We start from the raw sequence: 18,235 nt of genomic DNA on the forward strand, positions 1-18,235 counted from the left end.
GTGAAGCAACCGAGGCTGGCGTAGTCGGCGAAGCGAGCAGTACTGACGAAGCGAGCGAAGTGACGAAGGGCCGTCACCGGGTTCCCATCCCGGCAACGGCTCTTCGTTTCCTTCACCCCCGGTGCCGCCCCTCCCCCGACGAGGGGCGGCCGCCAGCTATTCGTCGGCCAGTGGTTCCGCCTGGACCCGCTTCAGTGCGGGCGTGCAGACCGACGCGCCGAGGAGTGCGACCCCGATTCCGAGCACCACCGGTGCGGCGATCCACGGGCTGAACACGACCGACCCCCGTTCCATCGTTGCCATGAACAACCCGAGGCCAACCACGACGCCGGTCACGCCTGCGCCGATGGTCGCCACCAACGCGGGCAGCGCGGCTTCCATCCGCAACGCCCGGGAGAGCACCCGCACCGGTGTGCCCGCTGCCATGAGGGCGCCGAATGTCCGGCGACGGTCCATGACCGAGCCTGCGGTCGCGACGGCGGCGCTGCAGCCGGCGAGGATGCCTGCCGCGATCAGGCCGATCACGGTGACCCGCCGCAGGTCGCTGAGCTGCACTTGCTGTCCGTAGAGGTGCTGCTCGCGGCTGCCGATTTCCTCCCCGACCGCGTTGGGCACCAGCGCCGTCCGCACGATCTCGCGGTTCGCTTCGGCGGTCGGCACGACCAGGGTGACCTGGCTCGGTTTGACGCCGGCCGGCACTGCGGACGGGTCAATCACGTATTCGCCGAAGCTGTTGTGCTTCTCCGGGTGAAACGTGCCTGTCTTGACCGCGCCGAGCGGGGTGCCTGTGCTGTCCTCGCCGCCGAACCGCGCGACTCGCAGGTTGCTCGTGTCCAGCTGGTACGGCGTGTACAGCCCGACCCCGGGCTTGCAGTCCTGCTGAGTGATCCCGAGCCGGGTCAGCTTCGCGGCGTCGGCGCAGGTCATGACGTATGCGCGCTGCATCGACCGGTAGTTCCCCTCGCCCTGCATCACGTAGACGCTGGCCACCGGGACGACGCGTTCGGAAAGTCCGGCCTTCGCGAGCGTCGCGTTGGTCCGCTCGGTCGCCTCGGGAGCCCGGTTCGCGGTGACATCGACGTACAGCGCCGAGTCCACGTACTGACGTCCGCCGCCGGCGAGGGATTCGATCGACGGCAGCAGGGTGAGCGCCATCGACCCGGTGAACACCGCGAGCACAATCCCCGCCGAAGCGCGGTAAGAACCCTTCGGGTCATTGCGCAGCCGACGTCCGGCCAGCAGCGACGACGGCCGCCGCCAGGCCCGCACGAACGTGCCGCCGACCGCTGAGGTCACCCACGGTCCGACCACCATCGCCGAACCGACCACCAGCAACAGGCCGAACAGCACCAGGTTGCTGCTGCCGCCGCCCCGCGCGCCGAAAACGGTGTAGAAGAAGAACAATCCGGCCGCGGGCAGCGCGAGCAACCGCCACCAGCGCAACGGTTTCACGGTGTGCCCGCCGCTCGCGAACAGCGGCGTGCGCACCACTCGCCGCAGGCCGAGCACCCCGGCGAGCACGACCAGCACCGGGACCAGCAGCACGGCGAGCACGGTCAGCCCGACCGGCAGCGCGAAGTCCGACGCCAGCCAGGTCCCGCCGTCCCACGGCACGAAGGTGGCCAAGCCGCGCAGCGCCGGGCTCAGCAGCAGGCCGAGCAGTGCGCCGACGCCCGCGGACAACCCGGTTTCGGCGGCGACCATCGCGGTCACCTGGCCGGGAGTCGCACCGGCCAAGCGGATCGCGGCGAGCCGTTGTTCGCGGCGGGCGGCGGTGAGCCGGGCCGACGACGCGACCAGCACCAGGCTCGGCACGAGCAGCACGATGATGCCGACCCAGGACAACACCGTCAGCAGGCCGTCCGGATGTCCTTGTCCCCCGGGGAAGGCCGCGGCCGGGAACGCGTCCTGGCCGGGCAGGTCCTTGTGCCCGTACGGCCGCATCTCCTGCGTGCTGTGCCCGACGAGCGCGACGAGCTGTTCCGGGTACCGCAGCGCCTCGTCGCCGAACGCCGCGACGGGCTTGCCGAAGCGGTTCCCCAGCTGGTCGGCCGGGGTGGCGTTGAGCAGTTTCCCGAGCGCGGGCGACACGATCGTCTCGCTGGGGCCGGGCAGTTGCGGGATGCCCGGGGGCAGTCGCAGCGAATCGGTCGGGCCGGTGACCGCGATGTCGACGCGGGCGACCTGCTTGCCGTCGAAGTAGTCCTTGGAGGAGTTGACGAGCAGGGCGTTCTGCTGGCCGGAGTCGTAGCGGCCGCTGCTCTGCCACAGCGCCCGCTGCTCGCGCGCCTGCGTGGCGTACGGCAGCGTCGCCAGCAGCAGGACGAGCCCGGTCGCGACGGCGACGCCGACCGCGGTGAGGATCGCCGAGGTGCGGGTCCGCCGGTCGCCGCGCAGCACCCGAAGGGCGAGCTGGAACGGGTTCATGCCGCGAGCCTCGTCGCGATCAGGCCGTCGCGGATCGCCACGGTGCGCGGCATCGATTCGGCGAGTTCCCGGTCGTGGGTCACCACGAGCACCGCGGCGCCGGACGCCTGCGCGGCGGCCAGCAGCGCGTCCATCGTCTCGCGGCCGGTGCGGGTGTCGAGGGCGCCAGTCGGCTCGTCGGCGAAGATCACCTTCGGCCGGTGAGTGAGCGCGCGAGCGATCGCCACGCGCTGTGCCTCGCCGCCGGAAAGCTCACCGGGACGGCGGGCTTCCTTGCCGGCCAGCCCGAGTTTGCCGAGCCATTCCCGCGCCGCCGCGATAGCTTCACCACGAGTTCCGCCGGCCAGCAGCGACGGAAGTGCGACATTCTCTTCCGCGGTCAGCTCGGACACGAGCATTCCGGACTGGAAGACGAAACCGAATTCGGTGCGCCGCAGTTCGCTGCGCCGCTTTTCGCCGAACTGGTCGATCCGCTGTCCCTGCAACCAGATCTCGCCGCTGTCGGCCCGCAGGATGCCCGCCAGCACGTGCAGCAGCGAGGTTTTGCCGGATCCGGACGGGCCGACGATGGCGATCGCTTCCCCCGGCTGGACGTCGATGTCGATTCCGGCCAGCGCGTGCTGCTGCCCGTAGCGCTTCACCAGCCCGCGCCCCGACAACACCGGTCCGGCGCTCCACTGTGGATTCGTCATCCGCCAGCTCTCTCCCTGTATCCGTCATTCGTCTTCGGCTGCGACGGAAAGCAGCTTCGCGGATTCGAGCGGGTGTCCACTTCGGGCAGACGGCCGGTACCCGCGGGCCCGCCATCGGCCGATCGGCCGATGGCGACGAACCACGTGGCCAAGGTGCGCACGGGCGCGAATCATCTACCGTCACGGTGTGCCGCACTCCCCGCCGTCGAAAACGCTTGTCGCGCGGGCGACCGAATTCGCCCGCCGCCTCGACATGTCCGTGCTCGTGTTGCTCGCCGCGCTGGCGTTCGACCTCGCGTTCGTGACCAACGCGGCGCTCGACAACACCGGCCCGCGATTCGTCGACCTGGGCCTGTTCCCCGGCATTTTCGCGATGGCGGCGTGCGCGCTCTTCGCCCGCAAACGCGCGGCGGTCGCGGGGGTGTTAGGCGCGCTGACGCTGATGTTCTGCACCTTCGTCATCCGCTACCTGAACATCCCGGCCTACTCCAGCGTGCTGGCGAACCTGAGCATCACCGAGGTCGTGGCCGGCGTCGAGATGGTCTACTTCCTCGCCCGCCGGGCCCGGCCCGGGGTCGCGTTCGCGGTGATCAGCGCGCTGGTGCTGGGCGCGCTCACCGCGGTGTTCGGCCGCGAATACAACAGCCGGATCTACGCCAGCAGCATCGCGCAGTCGTTGCTCTTCGGGTTCCTCTGCCTCTTCGCGGCGGTGGTCACCGGCGTGCTCGGCCGTCCGCGCCGCCAACGGGACCCGGCGACAGTGGAACGCCTGCGAAACATGCACCGGTTCACCGAGCTGGTGCGCGGGCAATGGCCGTTGATCGGCATGCTCAGCATCGGCGTGCTGGTCGAATTCGGCTACACCTACGAAAGCGGCAGCCGCGGGTTCCCGTTGCTGGCCTGCTCGATCGGCGCCGCCGCGGTGACCGCGCTGTCGCCGCGCCGTCCGCGCGACGCGATCCTGGTGGTGGCCGGGATCCTGCTGCTGTCCGCTCTCGCGACGCCGTTCCTGCATCCCAGCCACGGCTACCAGCTGCTGGCAGGCATCCCGCCGACCCAGATCGTGGCCGGCTTCGGCGTGGTCGTGAACGTGGTGCGGGCGGTGCCGCTCGCCCGGGCCTGGCCGCGGATCGTGGTCCTGTCCGGCGTGGTCGGGATCGGCGCGATCCTGAACTTCAGCCAGTACAGCATGGGGCGGCTGATCAGCGATCCGCTGTCGCTCGGGATGCTCGCCACCGTCGCGGTCCTGCTGCTCGGCATCGCCATCGCGATCGGCCTCTACCTGCGGTCCCGCGATTCCGAGCGCGCGCAGGTGGTGAAATCGGCGGTCACCGACGCGCAGACGTCCGAGCGGATGGCGCTGGCCAGGGAGCTGCACGACGTGGTCGCGCACCACGTGACCGGGATCGTCGTGCAGGCGCAGGCCGCGCGGATGATGGGGGAGAAGAACCCGGAGCTCGCGCTGGAGGCGATGGGCCGGATCGAGAACGCGGGCGTCGAAGCGCTCGCCGCGATGCGCCGCCTGGTCCGCAGCATGCGCGGCGACGCGCAGGCCGGCTCGGGCGAGTTCAACGAGCAGGCGACCACCGATCTGGCCGCCGACCTGCACCGGCTCGTCGAGGCGGGCAACCACGGCGTGCCGACGAAACTGGAGCTCAACCTTCCGCGGGACCTGCCGCACGAGGTCGGCCGGTCGGCGCTGCGGCTGGTCCAGGAGTCGCTCACGAACGTCGGCAAGCACGCCTCGGACGCCACTGAGGCGCTCGCGCTGGCCGAGGTCGTCAACGGCGAACTGCACTTGCGGGTGACCGACAACGGCAGCGGGCAGACTCATCGTCCGGCGGGCGGGTCGGGCGGATACGGTCTGGTCGGCATGCGCGAACGCGTCGCGCTGCTGCACGGCAGGCTTTCGGCAGGCCGCGAGCCGAATGGCGGCTGGCGGGTCGAGGCGTGGCTGCCGCTCGAGGCGAACGGGGAGACAGACGGGTGATCCGGGTACTGATCGCGGACGACCAGGAAATGGTGCGGATGGGCTTCCGCATGATCCTGGACGCCCAGGACGACATCGAGGTGGTCGCGGACGTGCCGGACGGGATCTCCGCGGTCTCGAAGGCGCGCGAACTGCGCCCGGACGTCTGCCTGCTGGACATCCGCATGCCGGGGCTCGACGGGCTGGAGGTCACCCGGCAGCTGGCCGGGCCGGACGTCGCCGACCCGCTGAAGGTCGTCGTGGTCACCACCTTCGACCTGGACGAATACGTGCACACCGCGCTGCGCAACGGCGCGAGCGGCTTCCTGCTCAAGGACGCCGGTCCCGCGCTGCTGATCGAAGCGGTGCGCGCGGCCGAGCGCGGCGACGCGCTGGTGTCGCCGCAGATCACCGTGCGGCTGCTGAAGCATTTCGACGGCGGAACCATCGCCAAGCGCGAGGCCCCGGCGCCGTCGGAACCGCTGACCGCGCGCGAGATGGACGTCGTGAAGGCCGCTGCGCGCGGGCTCACCAATACCGAGATCGGCGCGGAGCTGTTCCTGTCGCTCTCGACGGTCAAGACGCATTTGGCTTCGGTGCAGGGCAAAGTCGGCGCGCGTAACCGAGTGGAAATCGCAGCTTGGGCTTGGCGTAGCGGCGTAGTGGATTAACCGCTACTGGCACGCCCGTACTATCTCGTTATGTCGCGTCGATTCCATGCCCCGGTAGTTCTGCCCGCCGACCCGTCCTGCTCGCTGCTCCGCGACGCCGTCGTGGATGTCGACGACGAGGGCCGGATTTCGTTCGTCGGACCGGCTTCCAGTGCGCCGGAGTTCGCCGGCGAGGAGACCCGGCTGACCGGAATCCTGTTGCCCGGCTTGGTGAACTCGCACGCGCACAGCCCGATGACGCTGCTGCGCGGGATGGGCGGCGACCTGCCGCTGCTGCGCTGGCTGCGCGAGATCATCTGGCCGACCGAGGCGAAGCTGAAACCGACCGACGTGCGCACCGGCATGCTGCTCGGGTCGGTCGAAATGCTCCGGCACGGCGTGACGACCAGCGCGGAAATGTATTTCGAAGGCGAGCAGCTCGTCGACGCGGTGCTCACGACCGGCGGCCGGGTGCTCGTCGCGCCGCCGGTGATCGAACTGCCCGGACTGGACTGGCGCGCGACGCTGGCGGCGATCGACCGCTGGATCGACGCCGACGGGCTGCGGTTCGGTCCCGGGGAGCGGATCGAGCTGGGTTACGGGCCGCATTCGGCGTACATGCTGAACCCGGACGGGCTGCGCGCGACCGCGGAATCCGCGGCCGCACGGGGTGCGCTGGTGCAGATTCACGTCGCCGAGGCGGCGGCGGAGGATCTGGAGCAGCGCAAGGAGTTCGGATCGGTGCCGCAGCTGCTGGATTCGCTCGGCATGTTCAACGGGCGGACGCTCGCCGCGCACTCGATCCACCTGTCGGACGAGGACATCGCGATCTTCGCCGCGCGCGGGGTCGGAATGGCGCATTGCCCCGGCTCGAACGCGAAGCTGGCTTCCGGCATCGCGCGGATCAAGGACTTGCGCGCCGCGGGCGTCGCGATCGGGCTCGGCACCGACGGTCCGGCCTCGAACGACGACATCGACCTGTGGGAAGAGCTGCAGTTGACGGCGATGTTGGCGCGGTTGGCCAATGACGATTCGACCGTGGTGACCGCGAAGGACGTGTTCCTGATGGCCACTCGCGGCGGTGCCGAAGCGCTCGGCCGCCACGACCTCGGTGTGCTGGAGCCGGGCCGCTGGGCCGACCTGGCGCACGTCGACCTCGACGACCCGGCCTTCGCCGCCGGTCTGGACGTGCCGGACGAGCAGTTGCTGGCGAACCTCGTGTGGGCAGCCGGTTCGCGCCGGGTGCGGGATGTGTGGGTCGCCGGGGAGCAGGTTGTCGCCGACGCCGAACCGACGCGGGTCGACCGTCGCGAAATCCAGGCGTCGGTAGCCGACACCGCCGCCCGGCTGCGCGCCTGACGCTGTCCGTGAGGGGAACCCTGAGGGAATCAGAGTCCGTCAGGGTTCCCCTCACGTACCTCAGCGCGGGCGGACCTGGATTTCGGTGAAGTGGGCTTCCGGGGTGGCGGTCACGGCGGTGACCACGGCCGTCGCCACGGAATCCGGGCGCAGGTACTTGTCGGCTTCGTAGTCGCCGCCCTCTTGGGCGCGGGCCTCACGTTGCATGTCGGTGTCAGTGCGGCCGGGGAAGATCGACGTCACGCGCAGGTCTGGTTCTTCCGCTCGAAGTGAGTCAGTGAAGGCGCGAACCGCGAACTTGCTTGCGGCGTAAGGACCCCAGCCCGGGCGAGCGGTGTAACCGGCACCGGAGTTGATGACGACCACGTGGCCGTTCGCGTTGCGGAGTGCGGGGAGCAGCAGGCGGGTCAGTTCGGCGACCGCGATGACGTTGACCTCGAGGTTCGTGCGCCAGACAGAGGCCGGAGAGTCGGCGACGGTGCCGATTTTGCCGACTCCCGCGGAGTGGACCAGCACGTCCAGGCGGTCGATCTTGCTGGCGGCGGCTTCCAACGACGCGGCGTCGGTGAGGTCGACCTGCCAGGGCTCGGCGCCGGGGAGTTCCTCGGCCACCTTCGCGAGGGCGTCGGTGTCGCGACCGCCCAGGAGCAGGCGGTGCGTCGGGGACAGCTGGTGCGCGATGGCCGCGCCGATGCCCCGGGAGGCACCGGTGATCAGGGCGAGCGGGAGGTCGGTCATACCGGCCACGGTAGGCGTCCGCGGCTGATTCGCCAGTTCGGGGAGTCGTCGATCACTTCGCCGGGGCGCACGAGGCCGCGGCCAGCGGGTCGCGGGGAAAGCGGATTTCCGTTCGGTGCGGTGCGCTGGTGAAATTGTCGATAAACCGACTCAAGGTGAGCGGTTCGCGGGTCGAAGCGAGCACCTCCCGGACTTCTGGGCAGCGCAGCGCCTGGCGGGCGGCGTCGATCTCGGTGGGCTGGAACATCCGGATCTCACCGTCGGTGGCGTAGTCGCCGTATCCGGCCTCGGCGACCTCCCATGCCCCGACCAGCCATTTCGAGTGCCCGGGGCGGCCGTTCGGGATGGCCGACGAGTGCGCGGCGAGGTCGCTCGCCAGGCCGTAGCCGTCGTGGATGCGGACGTCCAGGGACACGACGTTGCTGATCGCGCCCATGCTGTCGGCCGCCATGGTCACGTACGGCCGGGTGGTCGGGAAGCGGAACCACTTCTTCACGTCGCCGTAGCTGTAGACGACCACCGCTGGCTGCTTCGTCCCTTCCACCGCTTCGACCGCACGACGGGTGACGTCCTGGCCTAGGTAATCCGTTGCCAGCACCGGGTGTTCGTGGCCGGTCGCCCACGACCAGTATCCGCGCTCGTCGGTGACGCTCACCGCTTGATGCGTGTTCTCGTACGGCACGCGCAGCCAGCCACCCGCGACCACCGCCCACGCCGCGACTCCGGCGGCGAGCGCGATTGTCTTCTGGGTCAACGGGATCGCCATGACCGGAAGCAGCAGCACGAACAACGCGGGCAGCAACATCCGGCCGTGCATGAAATCGCCGCCGACGCGCACGACGTACAGGGCGAGCAAAAGCGCGCCCGCCAACGGAGTCAGCAGCAAGATCCGCGACCGGCGCGTCAGGATCGCGGCGATCACGAGCAGCAGCAACGGAATCCACAGCACGTACGGGCTGATCAAGTCAGTCAGGTACGCGAAGCCGCGCGGCCAGTCGCTGTTGGCCGCTTCCTTGGCGAGTGCAGTGTTCGGCGTGAGCAGGCCGTAGTAACCCATCCGGAATACCTGATAGGCCAACGGAATCGCGATGCCCGCACCGAGCCAGCCCAGTGCGGCAAGCCATCGCGGGCGGAGCAGCAGGACGAGGGCGATGAAGCCGATCACGCTGAACAGCGCCAGATCCGGACGGACGAGCGGGCCCAGTCCGAGCACGATCGAGGTGGCGATGGGCGTCCTGCCGCGCACTAACAGCCACCAACTCAGTCCTAGCCACAGGAACACCAGGCCGGTTTCGAGTCCGGAAGTGGCGAAATCCCGGAACGGCGGGAGCGCGCACACGATCAGCGCGCCGGCGGGGGCGACCGGTCCGGCGTAGAGGCGACGGGCGCCGTCCAGGCCGAAAAACAGGCCGCCGACCGCGCACAGCAGGCCGGTGATCACCGCGACCCATTCCAGCGGCGGGCCGGGGATCGTGCCGACCCCGGCGAGAAGCCAGGTCCACAACGGACTCGTGCTCGCCTCGACGCGCTCGTCGACGTTGAACACCGGCCCGTTCCCGGCGAGGATCTGCCGGACGGTGCGGAGCACGAGCAACCCGTCGTCGCTCATCCACCGGCGCTGCCAGGCCAGCACCGTGTACACCACAAGGACCGCCGCCGTGGCGGCCCACGTCCAGGTCATCGGCCGGCGGTACCACGGGATCGGGTCGTCCGGCGGCACGCCGGCGGCCGCGGTCATGATTGGTCCAGACCTCCCCGAGACGTGGTGTGCAGCCACAGTCTCGCATCCGGCCGGACGTGACGCTCAGTGGTCGCCGCGAATGTCCGTGAAGGACCGCTAGCGGGCGGGCGCGGCGGAGGCGGTGGGCGAGGGCGGAACAGTCGGAGCGGGCGGAGCCAGGCCGATGTCCAGGTCCATCCGCTCGCGGTCCTTGCCGCCGAGGGTGAACGGCGAGGTGCAGCCGGTCGCCGGGTCGACGGCCGAGTCCAGGCCCGGTGCGCCCGCGCCGCGCTGGGTCACGGTGAGGCCGTCCGGCAACTGCGAGACGTCGAAGCACACCTGGTAGGTGCCGTCCTTGCGCTGATCGAACAGATAACTGCCGTCGGCGTTCGTGCGCGTGGTGGCGACTGTGCCGCCCGCGCCGTCCTTGAGCGTCACCGGCAGGTCCGGGAAGCCGGGTTCGTCGTCGTCCTGCATGCCGTTGCGGTTCAGGTCTTTCCACGCGCGGTCGCCGATCTTGCCGACCGCCGGCTGCGGCGTGACGGTGACCGTCGCGGTCGCTTTCTGCTCGGCGAGCGGCCCGCCCGGAGCGGTGGCGGTGACCTTCGCGGTGTTGACGTGCCCGTTGTCGTCCTCGGTCAGATTCGGGTGATCGCAGGTGAGTTCGCGGGCCGCGCTGGCGGCGAGATCGAACGCGCCGGGAAGACCGGCGCACCACGGGTCCTTCACCAGCAACCCGGTGAGCGGCTGGGAACCGGTGTTGGAGACGGAGATGCGGAAGTGCGCGGCATCGCCGGCCGGGATGGCAGCCGACGGGCCCCACGTTCCGTCCGCCGGATTCCGCACCTCCATCTTCACCGTGAACGCGGCGAGACCCACGTGCACGCAGTCCCACAGCACCCAGTTGTGGTTGGTGCTGGCGAAGAACGAGACCGCCGCGGTGTCGTCCGGCGCGGTGACCGGCGGCACCTCCTGCCGCGCGAGCTTGCCGTCGGAGGCGATGTCGTGCGTGACCGCGAGCGGTTTCTCCACCAGCACCCGGCCGGCGCTGTCGGCGAAGCGCAGCCCGGTGGTCGCGCTCGCGTGCGAACCGAGGCCGGATTGCGCCGTGCCCGTCCACACCGACAGCGAATATTGCCCGCCGGGCACCGCTTTCACCTGCTGGACGGCCGAGCTGACCCGGCCGTCCGGCGTCTGGATCTGGGCGTTGACGTGCCCGTCGACCGCGTGCGCGGTGCTGGTGACCAGCTTCGGCACCCGGTCGGCCGGGGTGCTGCGCGGAACCGGCGCGGCGGGGCTGAACAAGTACCCCCGCGGCGGCCCGCCGGGCGAACCGGCGTCCTCCACGCTCGGATTGGCCGCGATGCCGCCGCAATCCGGGGCCCCCTCGGCGGGAGCCGACCCGGGGGTGACGACGGCGAGCGCGCCGACCAGCATCGCAGTGCCCGCCGCCGCGCCCGCCGTACGTCCGATCGCGACTTTCCTTGCCCGCCTCACGCGGTGAAGCTAGACCCAGGAAGGCCGATCGGCGGTGAGAAACACCCCAAAGTGTTACTTGCGGCCGATCCGGCCGGGCAATCCGAAGGTCCCCTTCTTCCACACGGACACGATCGCCGGCCGCGGCTGGGAGCTGCCGCCGTCCGGCCAGTGCGAGGTCGGGTTCGCCGAACTCGGCGCGTCCTCGCCCGGATGCTGCACCGCGACGAGCACGAGATTTTCGGTGACGACCGGACCGCACGTCTCGGCGCCGACCGGCACGGACAGGAACTGCTTCACGTGCCCGCGCTCGGGGCCGGTCACCGGAACCGAGAAGAGGCCGTCGTTCGCGCCGAGGGTGTTGCCGTCGGTCGAGATCCACAGGTTGCCGTGCGGGTCGAAAGCCACGTTGTCCGGGCACGAGATCGGGCTGACCTGGTCCTTCGGGAAGCCGCCGAAGTAGGTGTCGGCCGTGGCCGGGTCGCCGCAGACGAGCAGCAGCCGCCAGGAGAACCGGGTCGCGGCGCTGTCGCCGCGGTCCTCGTCCCATTCGAGGATGTGCCCGTTTTTGTTGCGGGTGCGCGGGTTCGCCTCGTCCGGGGCCGCCTTGCCCGCCGCGCCGCGGTCGGAGTTGTTGGTGAGGGCGGCGTAGATCCGGCCGTTGACCGGGTTCGGCTCGATGTCCTCCGGACGGTCCATTTTGGTCGCCCCGGCGCGGTCGGCGGCCTGGCGGGTGAACACGTAGACCTCCTCCGCGGTGAATCCGTCCACAAAGGACTTGTCGCCGCTGGCAAGGAGGATCCACTCGCCGGTCCCGTCGAACTCGCCGTCGGCGGGCAGCTTGCCGGAGCCGTCGATCTCGCCGGGGCTGTTGCCGGAGAACTTGGCGACGTACAGGGTCCCCTCGTCCAGCAGCGCCGAGTTGTGCCGCCGGGCAAGCGCGGAACTACCCTTCTTGTACTTGCCCTTCGAGACGAACTTGTAGATGTACTCGAACCGCTCGTCGTCGCCGGAGTACACCGCGACCCGGCCGTCCGCGGTGATCTTGACGTTCGCCGCTTCGTGCTTGAACCGGCCGAGCGCGGTGTGCTTCACCGGCGTCGAATGCGGGTCGTTCGGGTCGATTTCGACGACCCAGCCGAACCGGTTGGGCTCGTTGGGCTCCCGGGAGACGTCCCAGCGCTTGTCGAACCGCTCCCACTTGCGCGTGCTCTCGCCGGTACCGACCGCGTACCGCTTGAGCCGCGCGGCCTCCGCCGGATCGGAAACCTTGTCCGCGTGGGCGAAGTACTGGTGGAAGTTCTCTTCGCCGGACAGCACCGTGCCCCACGGCGTCACGCCGCCGGAGCAGTTGTTCTGCGTGCCGCGCACGCGCTTGCCGGACGGGTCGGCCGAGGTCTTGAGGTACTTCGAACCGGCCGCCGGACCGCGCACCTCGAAGATCGTGTCGAGGGTGATCCGCCGGTTCAGCGGGCTCGGCACGGTGCGCAGCGCGCCGCCGATCGGGTCGCGAAGCGTCTGCAGCACCGACAATCCGTGTGCCGCCCAGGCGATCTTCATCTGCTCCTCGGTGGGATTGGCCGGGTCGTACTGGTCGGCCGGGAACAGGTGCACCTCGGTGGTGTACTCGTGGTTGACCACCAGCAGATTGCGCAAACCGAGCGGATCCTGCGGGATCAGGCCGACGAAGTCGTTGTTGTAGCCGAACTGCTTGGCCTGCGCGGCCGCAGTCTGCTTGCGGAAGTCGAACTTCGGCGCGCCGGGGACCACCGGGTCGCCCCAGCGGATCACCACGTGCTGGGCGTAGCCGTCGGGGATGCTGACGACGTCGAGTTTGTTCGGCGGCACCGGGGTGAAGTCCGTGCCGGGCACCGCGCGGCCCTTCGCCAACGGCGCCGGGGCCTGAGCCGGGGTGGCCGCCGCGGCAGTGCCGGACAGCGCGGCGAACCCGCCCGCGGCAGCGGCCATCACCGCACCGGCCTTGAACACGCCGCGCCGCGAAACGCCCTTGGCGATGTCGCCGAAGTACTCGTTGCCCGTCGGGTTCGGGGCCTCGTGCGCGCAGGCGTTGCCGCAGCGGTATTCGCAGGTGATCGGTGACCGGCCGCCGGAATGCGCGGTGAACAAGGGCAGCAGTCGTCCGGGCTCCAGGGACACGGGGCCTCCAGGGTCGCTTCTCGGTGGGAACCCGGCGACCGTATGCGGCAAAAACCCCCTGAAACGGACTAAAAGGTTAACGGCGGATGTATTCGGTGAAAGACGACGATCGCCCCCGAACAGACAGTCCGGGGGCGATCGCCGAGTGTCGCGGAACGGCTCAGAACTCCTCGTCGCCGACGAGCGCGGCCTCCTTCGGCACGGTGTGCGGGTCGGCCTTCTTCTCCCGCTGCGACAGCAGGACGGCGGCGATCACGCAGAGCACGGCGGCGACCAGGAACGGACCCTGCTCCCAGCCCATCCACTCGGCGATGTGGCCGACGAGCGTGGCCGCGACCGCGCCGCCGAACCAGCGGCAGAAGTTGTACCCGGCGCTCGCGACCGGCCGCGGCGCGTCGCTGATCGACATCGCGGTACCGGTGAACAGCGTGTTCAGCAGTCCGGAAACCAGACCGGACACGATGATCCCGACGACCACCACCGGCTTGCTCGGGATGGCCAGCACCAGCATCAGCACGGTGTAGCCGGTCACCGCCAGCGCGGCCGCGTGCCGTTCGCCGAAGCGGGCGGCCATCTTCGGCGCGAGCACCACGCCGGCGATCGCGACGCACAGGCCCCAGCCGCAGAAGATCAGGCCGACGGCGATGGCGTTCCAGCCGAGCACGAACGGGGACCAGGCGAGCACCGCGAAGAACGCGGCGGTGTAGAGCGCCGAGGCGATCGACGTCCGCAGCAGACCGGGGTGCTTGAGCGCGCGGATCGGGTCGAGCAGCTTGATCGGTTGGCGTTTCTCGGCCGAGTCGCTCTGCAGGAAGATCGAGCACAGCACCAGCGCGGCGATCATCAGCACGGCGGTGCCGAGGAACGGACCGCGCCACGAGATCGTCCCCAGCAGCGCGCCGAGCAGCGGACCGACGGCGAGCCCAACCCCGAGCGCGGCCTCGTAAAGCAGGATCGCGCCCGATTGGCCACCGGTCGCCGCGCCGACGATCACCGACAGCGCGGTGGCGATGAAGAAGGCGTTGCCGAGCCCCCACACCGCGCGCAGGCCGACGAGCTGTTCGATCGAACCGGCCGCGGCGCACAGCGCAGTCGCGGCGACGATCAGCGTCAGCCCGACCAGCACGGTCCGCTTGGCTCCGAACCGCGCGGACATCGCGCCGGTGAAGAGCATCGCGATCACCTGCACGCCGAGATACGACGTGAACAGCAGCGTGACCTGGGACGGCGAGGCGTTCAGGCCCTTGGCGATGGACAGCAGGATCGGGTCGACGAGGCCGATGCCCATGAACGCGATGACCGCGGCGAACGCGGTGATCCACACCTGTTTGGGCTGGCCCTTGACCGCGTCCAGCAGGCTCGAGTGGTGCTCAGCGCTCATCGCGGATCAGTTCCTCCTTCGGACGTTACGGCGAGTTCCGCGGCGGGGTCGTCACGGTGGAAGTCGGCGATCAGCTTGGTGAGCGCGGGAAGCGCGGCGTCGATGGCGGCGCGCTCGGCCGGGTCGAGACGGTCGAGCCGCGCCCGCAGCTCCGCCTCCCGGCCGGCGATCATCTCGGCGTAGAACCGCTCGCCTTCCGGCGTGGCCTCCACGAGCACGGCGCGCCCGTCCTCCGGGTCGGGGCGGCGGGTCACCATGCCGAGCCGCTCGAGCCTGCGGACGACGTCGGTCATCGACGGCATCCGCACGCGTTCGAGGCGGGACAGCCGACTCATCCGGCTCGGCCCCCGGCCGACCAGCTCCGACAGCACCGACCCCTGGGTCAGGGTCAGCAGCTGCGCGGATTCGCGGCGCACCAGGTAGTAGAGCCGGAACACCACCGGCCGCAGCCGCCGGGCCAGATCGCCCCTCGAGGAAGTCACTTAGCTAGGCTAACAAAAATTAGTTAGGGTAGCGAAGTAATTCGGCTCACAAGGTGGTCCAGGCCAGGACCCCTAGGCTGGTCCGGTGGATGCGGTGATCTTCGACCTCGACGGCGTACTGGTGGACTCCGAGACGACGTGGGACGAGGTGCGCCGCTCCGTAGTAGCCGAGCACGGCGGGACCTGGCGGCCGGAGGCGACGCGCGCGCAACAGGGGATGAGCACGCCGGAATGGGCGCGCTACCTGGTGGAAACCCTGGGCGCGCGGCTCACCCCGGACGAGATCGCCCGGATCGTGATCGACGAGATGGCCGCCCGCTACGCCGAGCGCCCGCCGGTGATCGACGGCGCCGACCAGGTCGTCCGCGAGATCTCCCGGCACTGGCCGGTCGCGATCGCCAGCTCGTCGCCGCCGGTGCTGATCCACTCGTTCCTGACCGCGTGCGACCTGACGTCGCTGGTCCCGGTGGCGGTGTCGAGCGAGGAAGTGGCCGCGGGCAAGCCGGAGCCGGACGTCTACCTGCGCGCGGCGATGCTGCTGAACGTCGAAGCTTCGCGGTGCGCTGCCGTGGAGGACTCGACGAACGGCCTGCTCGCGGCGTTCGCGGCGGACATGACGGTATTCGCGGTGCCGAACCCGCACTTCCCGCCGGCCCCGGAGGCGCTGCGCGATGCCACAGTGCTGCCGAATCTGGCCGCACTGCCCGCCGCGCTCAGTGAGTGACACAGCCCACAGCGCCAAATAACCCCAAATCGGTCGCTGCCGGTATCCGGCCAGTCGCACAGTGCCATCCTGAACGCCTGCCAACAAGATCGGCGCAAGGGGTGGAAATGGCTGCACCGGAACAGGATTGGGACATCGTCAGCAGCGTCGGACTGACCGCGCTCGGGGTCGCGGCGGGCCGGGCGATCGTGACCGGAGCACCGGATCCGCTGATCCAGGATCCGTACGCGGCGGAGTTCGTGCGCGCCGCGAACCCGCCGCGGCCGATGCCGATCGAACCGGTCGACGACCCGCTGTGGATGGCGATGGCCGACTACCTCGCGGTGCGGTCCCGGTTCTTCGACGAGGTGGTCACCGGCACGGACGCGCCGCAGGTGGTGATCCTCGCCGCCGGACTCGACGCCCGCGCCTACCGGCTCGACCTGTCCGGCCGCGACGTCTACGAAGTGGATCAGCCGCGGGTGCTCGCGTTCAAACAGGACGTGCTCGACGGGCTGGGCGCGGCCCCGCGCTGCCGCCGCCGCGCGATCGGGGCCGACCTGCGCGAGGACTGGCCGAGCGCGTTGGAAAACGCTGGGTTCGACCGCACCCGGCCGTCGGTGTGGATCGCCGAGGGGCTGCTGCCGTATCTGCCCGCGCGGGCGGAAGAACTGCTGTTCGACCTCGTGCACGCCCGGAGCGCGCCGGGCAGCCGGATCGGGATCGAGCACATCCCAGACCTCGGCGGAACCGAAATCCTCGACACCATCCGGAGTTCGGACGCCGGAGCGCGGCTCGGCCTCGACGTGAACGACGTGCTCTCGACCGAACCGCGCCGGAACCCGGTCGAATGGCTCGCCGGAGCAGGCTGGCGGACGACGGTCGAGCGCGCGGGCGATCTCGCCGTCCGGTACGGAAAACAGCTGGCCGAACCGTTCGGCGACATGATGACGAAAACCGAACTGGTGACCGCCGACCTGCGCTAACACCCAATGCCAGGAACTTAAGGCTGTGGTGCGGACGCGATTCCGGCGTGTTTCCGCAGCTCAGCTGGCTTGACCAGGTTGAGCGTACGTCGCGGTGGACCCGGGAGCGGAAGCCGGATTGTGGTCCGTGAGGGGAACCCTGAGGGAATCAGAGTCCCTCAGGGTTCCCCTCACGGACTTCAAGACACGGCCACATTGCGACAAATCAGGCATTCCGGTGCTGTTGGCGTCCTGTGCGGACGGTCAGCGGACCGAGGTCACCCGGCTTAAGTTCCTGGCATTGGGACTAACGCCGTGAAGGGCCCTTCGAAGCTTCCGAGGAGTCCTTCACGGACGGTCAGACTGGGCTCAGCGCTCCAGTTCGCCGCGGATGAAGGCGTCGACCGAGTCGCGGGCGGTCGAGTCGTCGTACTGCTCCGGCGGCGACTTCATGAAGTAGGACGACGCGGACAGGATCGGGCCGCCGATGCCGCGGTCCTTGGCGATCTTCGCCGCGCGCACCGCGTCGATGATGATGCCCGCCGAGTTGGGGGAGTCCCACACCTCGAGCTTGTACTCGAGGTTCAGCGGCACGTCGCCGAACGCGCGGCCCTCGAGGCGGACGTAGGCCCACTTGCGGTCGTCGAGCCACTGCACGTAGTCCGACGGTCCGATGTGGACATTGCCCTTGCCGAGCTCGCGGTCGACCTGCGAGGTGACCGACTGGGTCTTCGAGATCTTCTTCGACTCGAGCCGCTCCAGCTCCTTCATGTTCAGGAAGTCCATGTTCCCGCCCACGTTGAGCTGCATCGTGCGGTCGAGCTGCACGCCGCGGTCCTCGAACAGCTTCGCCAGCACGCGGTGCGTGATGGTGGCGCCGACCTGGGACTTGATGTCGTCGCCGACGATCGGGACGCCCGCGTCCTCGAACTTCTTCGCCCACTCGGGGTCGGAGGCGATGAACACCGGGAGCGCGTTGACGAACGCGACCTTCGCGTCGATCGCGGCTTGGGCGTAGAACTTGTCGGCCTCTTCGGACCCGACGGGAAGGTAGGAGACGAGCACGTCGACCTGCGCGTCGCGCAGCGCGGCGACCATGTCGACCGGAGTCTCGTCGGACTCCTCGATCGTCTCGCGGTAGAACCGGCCGAGGCCGTCGAAAGTGTGCCCGCGCTGGACAGTGACGCCGAGCGGCGGCACGTCGGCGATCTTGATCGTGTTGTTCTCGCTGGCGGAGATCGCCTCCGAGAGGTCCCGGCCGACCTTCTTCGCGTCGACGTCGAACGCGGCGACGAACTCGATGTCGCGCACGTGGTAGTCGCCGAACTGGACGTGCATCAAACCGGGGACGCGCGCACCGGGATCCGCGTCGCGGTAGTACTGGACGCCCTGGACCAGCGACGAGGCGCAGTTCCCGACGCCCACGATGGCCACCCGAACGCGGCGGTTCTCGCCCATGCCGGTTTCTCCTTCAATCTCATTCACGTGCATCTGCAGGTCTGCCGCCCCGTTGCGG

General features: G+C 69.8%; 14 protein-coding genes. 5 read left to right on the forward strand and 9 right to left on the reverse strand.

Annotation, left to right across the window (positions count from 1 at the left end):
* Window positions 1-156: 156 nt before the first annotated feature.
* Window positions 157-2,427 carry an FtsX-like permease family protein gene (locus tag ACFORO_RS34485; RefSeq protein WP_377871294.1) on the reverse strand — a complete coding sequence of 757 codons (2,271 nt, stop codon included), beginning with the start codon at window positions 2,425-2,427 and terminating at the stop codon, window positions 157-159.
* Window positions 2,424-3,119 carry an ABC transporter ATP-binding protein gene (locus ACFORO_RS34490; protein ID WP_037809043.1) on the reverse strand — a complete coding sequence of 232 codons (696 nt, stop codon included), beginning with the start codon at window positions 3,117-3,119 and terminating at the stop codon, window positions 2,424-2,426. Before ACFORO_RS34490 ends, ACFORO_RS34485 begins: the two co-directional genes overlap by 4 nt.
* A gap of 187 nt (window positions 3,120-3,306) precedes the next feature.
* On the opposite strand from ACFORO_RS34490, the gene ACFORO_RS34495 reads away from it, so the two are divergent.
* The 3 genes from ACFORO_RS34495 to ACFORO_RS34505 are packed head-to-tail and all read left to right on the forward strand — an operon-like array spanning window position 3,307 to window position 7,097.
* Complete coding sequence (locus ACFORO_RS34495) at window positions 3,307-5,109, forward strand: sensor histidine kinase (protein WP_377871295.1); 1,803 nt, start codon at window positions 3,307-3,309, stop codon at window positions 5,107-5,109.
* Window positions 5,106-5,759 (forward strand): response regulator transcription factor, encoded by a 654-nt coding sequence (locus tag ACFORO_RS34500; protein ID WP_354735754.1) that lies wholly within the window; start codon window positions 5,106-5,108, stop codon window positions 5,757-5,759. Before ACFORO_RS34495 ends, ACFORO_RS34500 begins: the two co-directional genes overlap by 4 nt.
* A 30-nt stretch (window positions 5,760-5,789) precedes the next feature.
* On the forward strand, window positions 5,790-7,097 hold the full coding sequence (locus ACFORO_RS34505) for an amidohydrolase family protein (RefSeq protein WP_377871297.1): 1,308 nt from the start codon (window positions 5,790-5,792) through the stop codon (window positions 7,095-7,097).
* A 60-nt stretch (window positions 7,098-7,157) separates the two neighbouring features.
* Here the strand turns inward: ACFORO_RS34505 and ACFORO_RS34510 are convergent, their stop codons facing one another.
* The 6 genes from ACFORO_RS34510 to ACFORO_RS34535 all read right to left on the reverse strand — a co-directional run bounded on the left by ACFORO_RS34510 (window position 7,158) and on the right by ACFORO_RS34535 (window position 15,051).
* Complete coding sequence (locus ACFORO_RS34510) at window positions 7,158-7,835, reverse strand: SDR family oxidoreductase (RefSeq protein ID WP_377871298.1); 678 nt, start codon at window positions 7,833-7,835, stop codon at window positions 7,158-7,160.
* Between the two features lie 52 nt (window positions 7,836-7,887).
* Window positions 7,888-9,573: a hypothetical protein gene (locus tag ACFORO_RS34515; protein WP_377871299.1), complete on the reverse strand. Its 1,686-nt coding sequence runs from the start codon at window positions 9,571-9,573 to the stop codon at window positions 7,888-7,890.
* A 99-nt stretch (window positions 9,574-9,672) separates the two neighbouring features.
* The gene (locus tag ACFORO_RS34520; protein ID WP_377871300.1) at window positions 9,673-11,052 is read right to left on the reverse strand and encodes a DUF7850 domain-containing protein; all 1,380 of its coding nucleotides are present in this window, start codon (window positions 11,050-11,052) and stop codon (window positions 9,673-9,675) included.
* A gap of 54 nt (window positions 11,053-11,106) precedes the next feature.
* Window positions 11,107-13,188, reverse strand: a complete 2,082-nt coding sequence (locus ACFORO_RS34525) for a PhoX family protein (RefSeq protein ID WP_377871301.1) — start codon at window positions 13,186-13,188, stop codon at window positions 11,107-11,109.
* A 160-nt stretch (window positions 13,189-13,348) separates the two neighbouring features.
* On the reverse strand, window positions 13,349-14,569 hold the full coding sequence (locus ACFORO_RS34530) for an MFS transporter (protein WP_354735764.1): 1,221 nt from the start codon (window positions 14,567-14,569) through the stop codon (window positions 13,349-13,351).
* The gene (locus ACFORO_RS34535) at window positions 14,566-15,051 is read right to left on the reverse strand and encodes a MarR family winged helix-turn-helix transcriptional regulator (RefSeq protein ID WP_354735766.1); all 486 of its coding nucleotides are present in this window, start codon (window positions 15,049-15,051) and stop codon (window positions 14,566-14,568) included. The genes ACFORO_RS34530 and ACFORO_RS34535 overlap by 4 nt, the downstream gene beginning before the upstream one ends.
* Window positions 15,052-15,136: 85 nt before the next feature.
* On the opposite strand from ACFORO_RS34535, the gene ACFORO_RS34540 reads away from it, so the two are divergent.
* Together ACFORO_RS34540 and ACFORO_RS34545 are read left to right on the forward strand one after the other, a co-directional pair.
* The gene (locus ACFORO_RS34540) at window positions 15,137-15,775 is read left to right on the forward strand and encodes an HAD family hydrolase (RefSeq protein ID WP_377871303.1); all 639 of its coding nucleotides are present in this window, start codon (window positions 15,137-15,139) and stop codon (window positions 15,773-15,775) included.
* A 107-nt stretch (window positions 15,776-15,882) separates the two neighbouring features.
* A complete protein-coding gene (locus ACFORO_RS34545) occupies window positions 15,883-16,740 on the forward strand; it encodes an SAM-dependent methyltransferase (protein WP_377871304.1) in 858 nt (285 codons plus the stop codon).
* A 348-nt stretch (window positions 16,741-17,088) separates the two neighbouring features.
* On the opposite strand, the gene ACFORO_RS34550 is transcribed toward ACFORO_RS34545, so the two are convergent.
* Window positions 17,089-18,177, reverse strand: a complete 1,089-nt coding sequence (locus tag ACFORO_RS34550; RefSeq protein ID WP_354735772.1) for an inositol-3-phosphate synthase — start codon at window positions 18,175-18,177, stop codon at window positions 17,089-17,091.
* Window positions 18,178-18,235 lie beyond the last annotated feature (58 nt).

Source organism: Amycolatopsis halotolerans (assembly GCF_042647905.1).
GTDB lineage: Bacteria > Actinomycetota > Actinomycetes > Mycobacteriales > Pseudonocardiaceae > Amycolatopsis > Amycolatopsis halotolerans.

What these genes read in the sequence shown, in the direction of transcription:
- ACFORO_RS34515 (WP_377871299.1), bottom strand. Translation starts at nt 9,573, where the DNA reads ATGACCGCGGCCGCCGGCGTGCCGCCGGACGACCCGATCCCGTGGTAC.
- ACFORO_RS34545 (WP_377871304.1), top strand. Translation starts at nt 15,883, where the DNA reads ATGGCTGCACCGGAACAGGATTGGGACATCGTCAGCAGCGTCGGACTG.
- ACFORO_RS34485 (WP_377871294.1), bottom strand. Translation starts at nt 2,427, where the DNA reads ATGAACCCGTTCCAGCTCGCCCTTCGGGTGCTGCGCGGCGACCGGCGG.
- ACFORO_RS34490 (WP_037809043.1), bottom strand. Translation starts at nt 3,119, where the DNA reads ATGACGAATCCACAGTGGAGCGCCGGACCGGTGTTGTCGGGGCGCGGG.
- ACFORO_RS34510 (WP_377871298.1), bottom strand. Translation starts at nt 7,835, where the DNA reads ATGACCGACCTCCCGCTCGCCCTGATCACCGGTGCCTCCCGGGGCATC.
- ACFORO_RS34505 (WP_377871297.1), top strand. Translation starts at nt 5,790, where the DNA reads ATGTCGCGTCGATTCCATGCCCCGGTAGTTCTGCCCGCCGACCCGTCC.
- ACFORO_RS34550 (WP_354735772.1), bottom strand. Translation starts at nt 18,177, where the DNA reads ATGGGCGAGAACCGCCGCGTTCGGGTGGCCATCGTGGGCGTCGGGAAC.
- ACFORO_RS34530 (WP_354735764.1), bottom strand. Translation starts at nt 14,569, where the DNA reads ATGAGCGCTGAGCACCACTCGAGCCTGCTGGACGCGGTCAAGGGCCAG.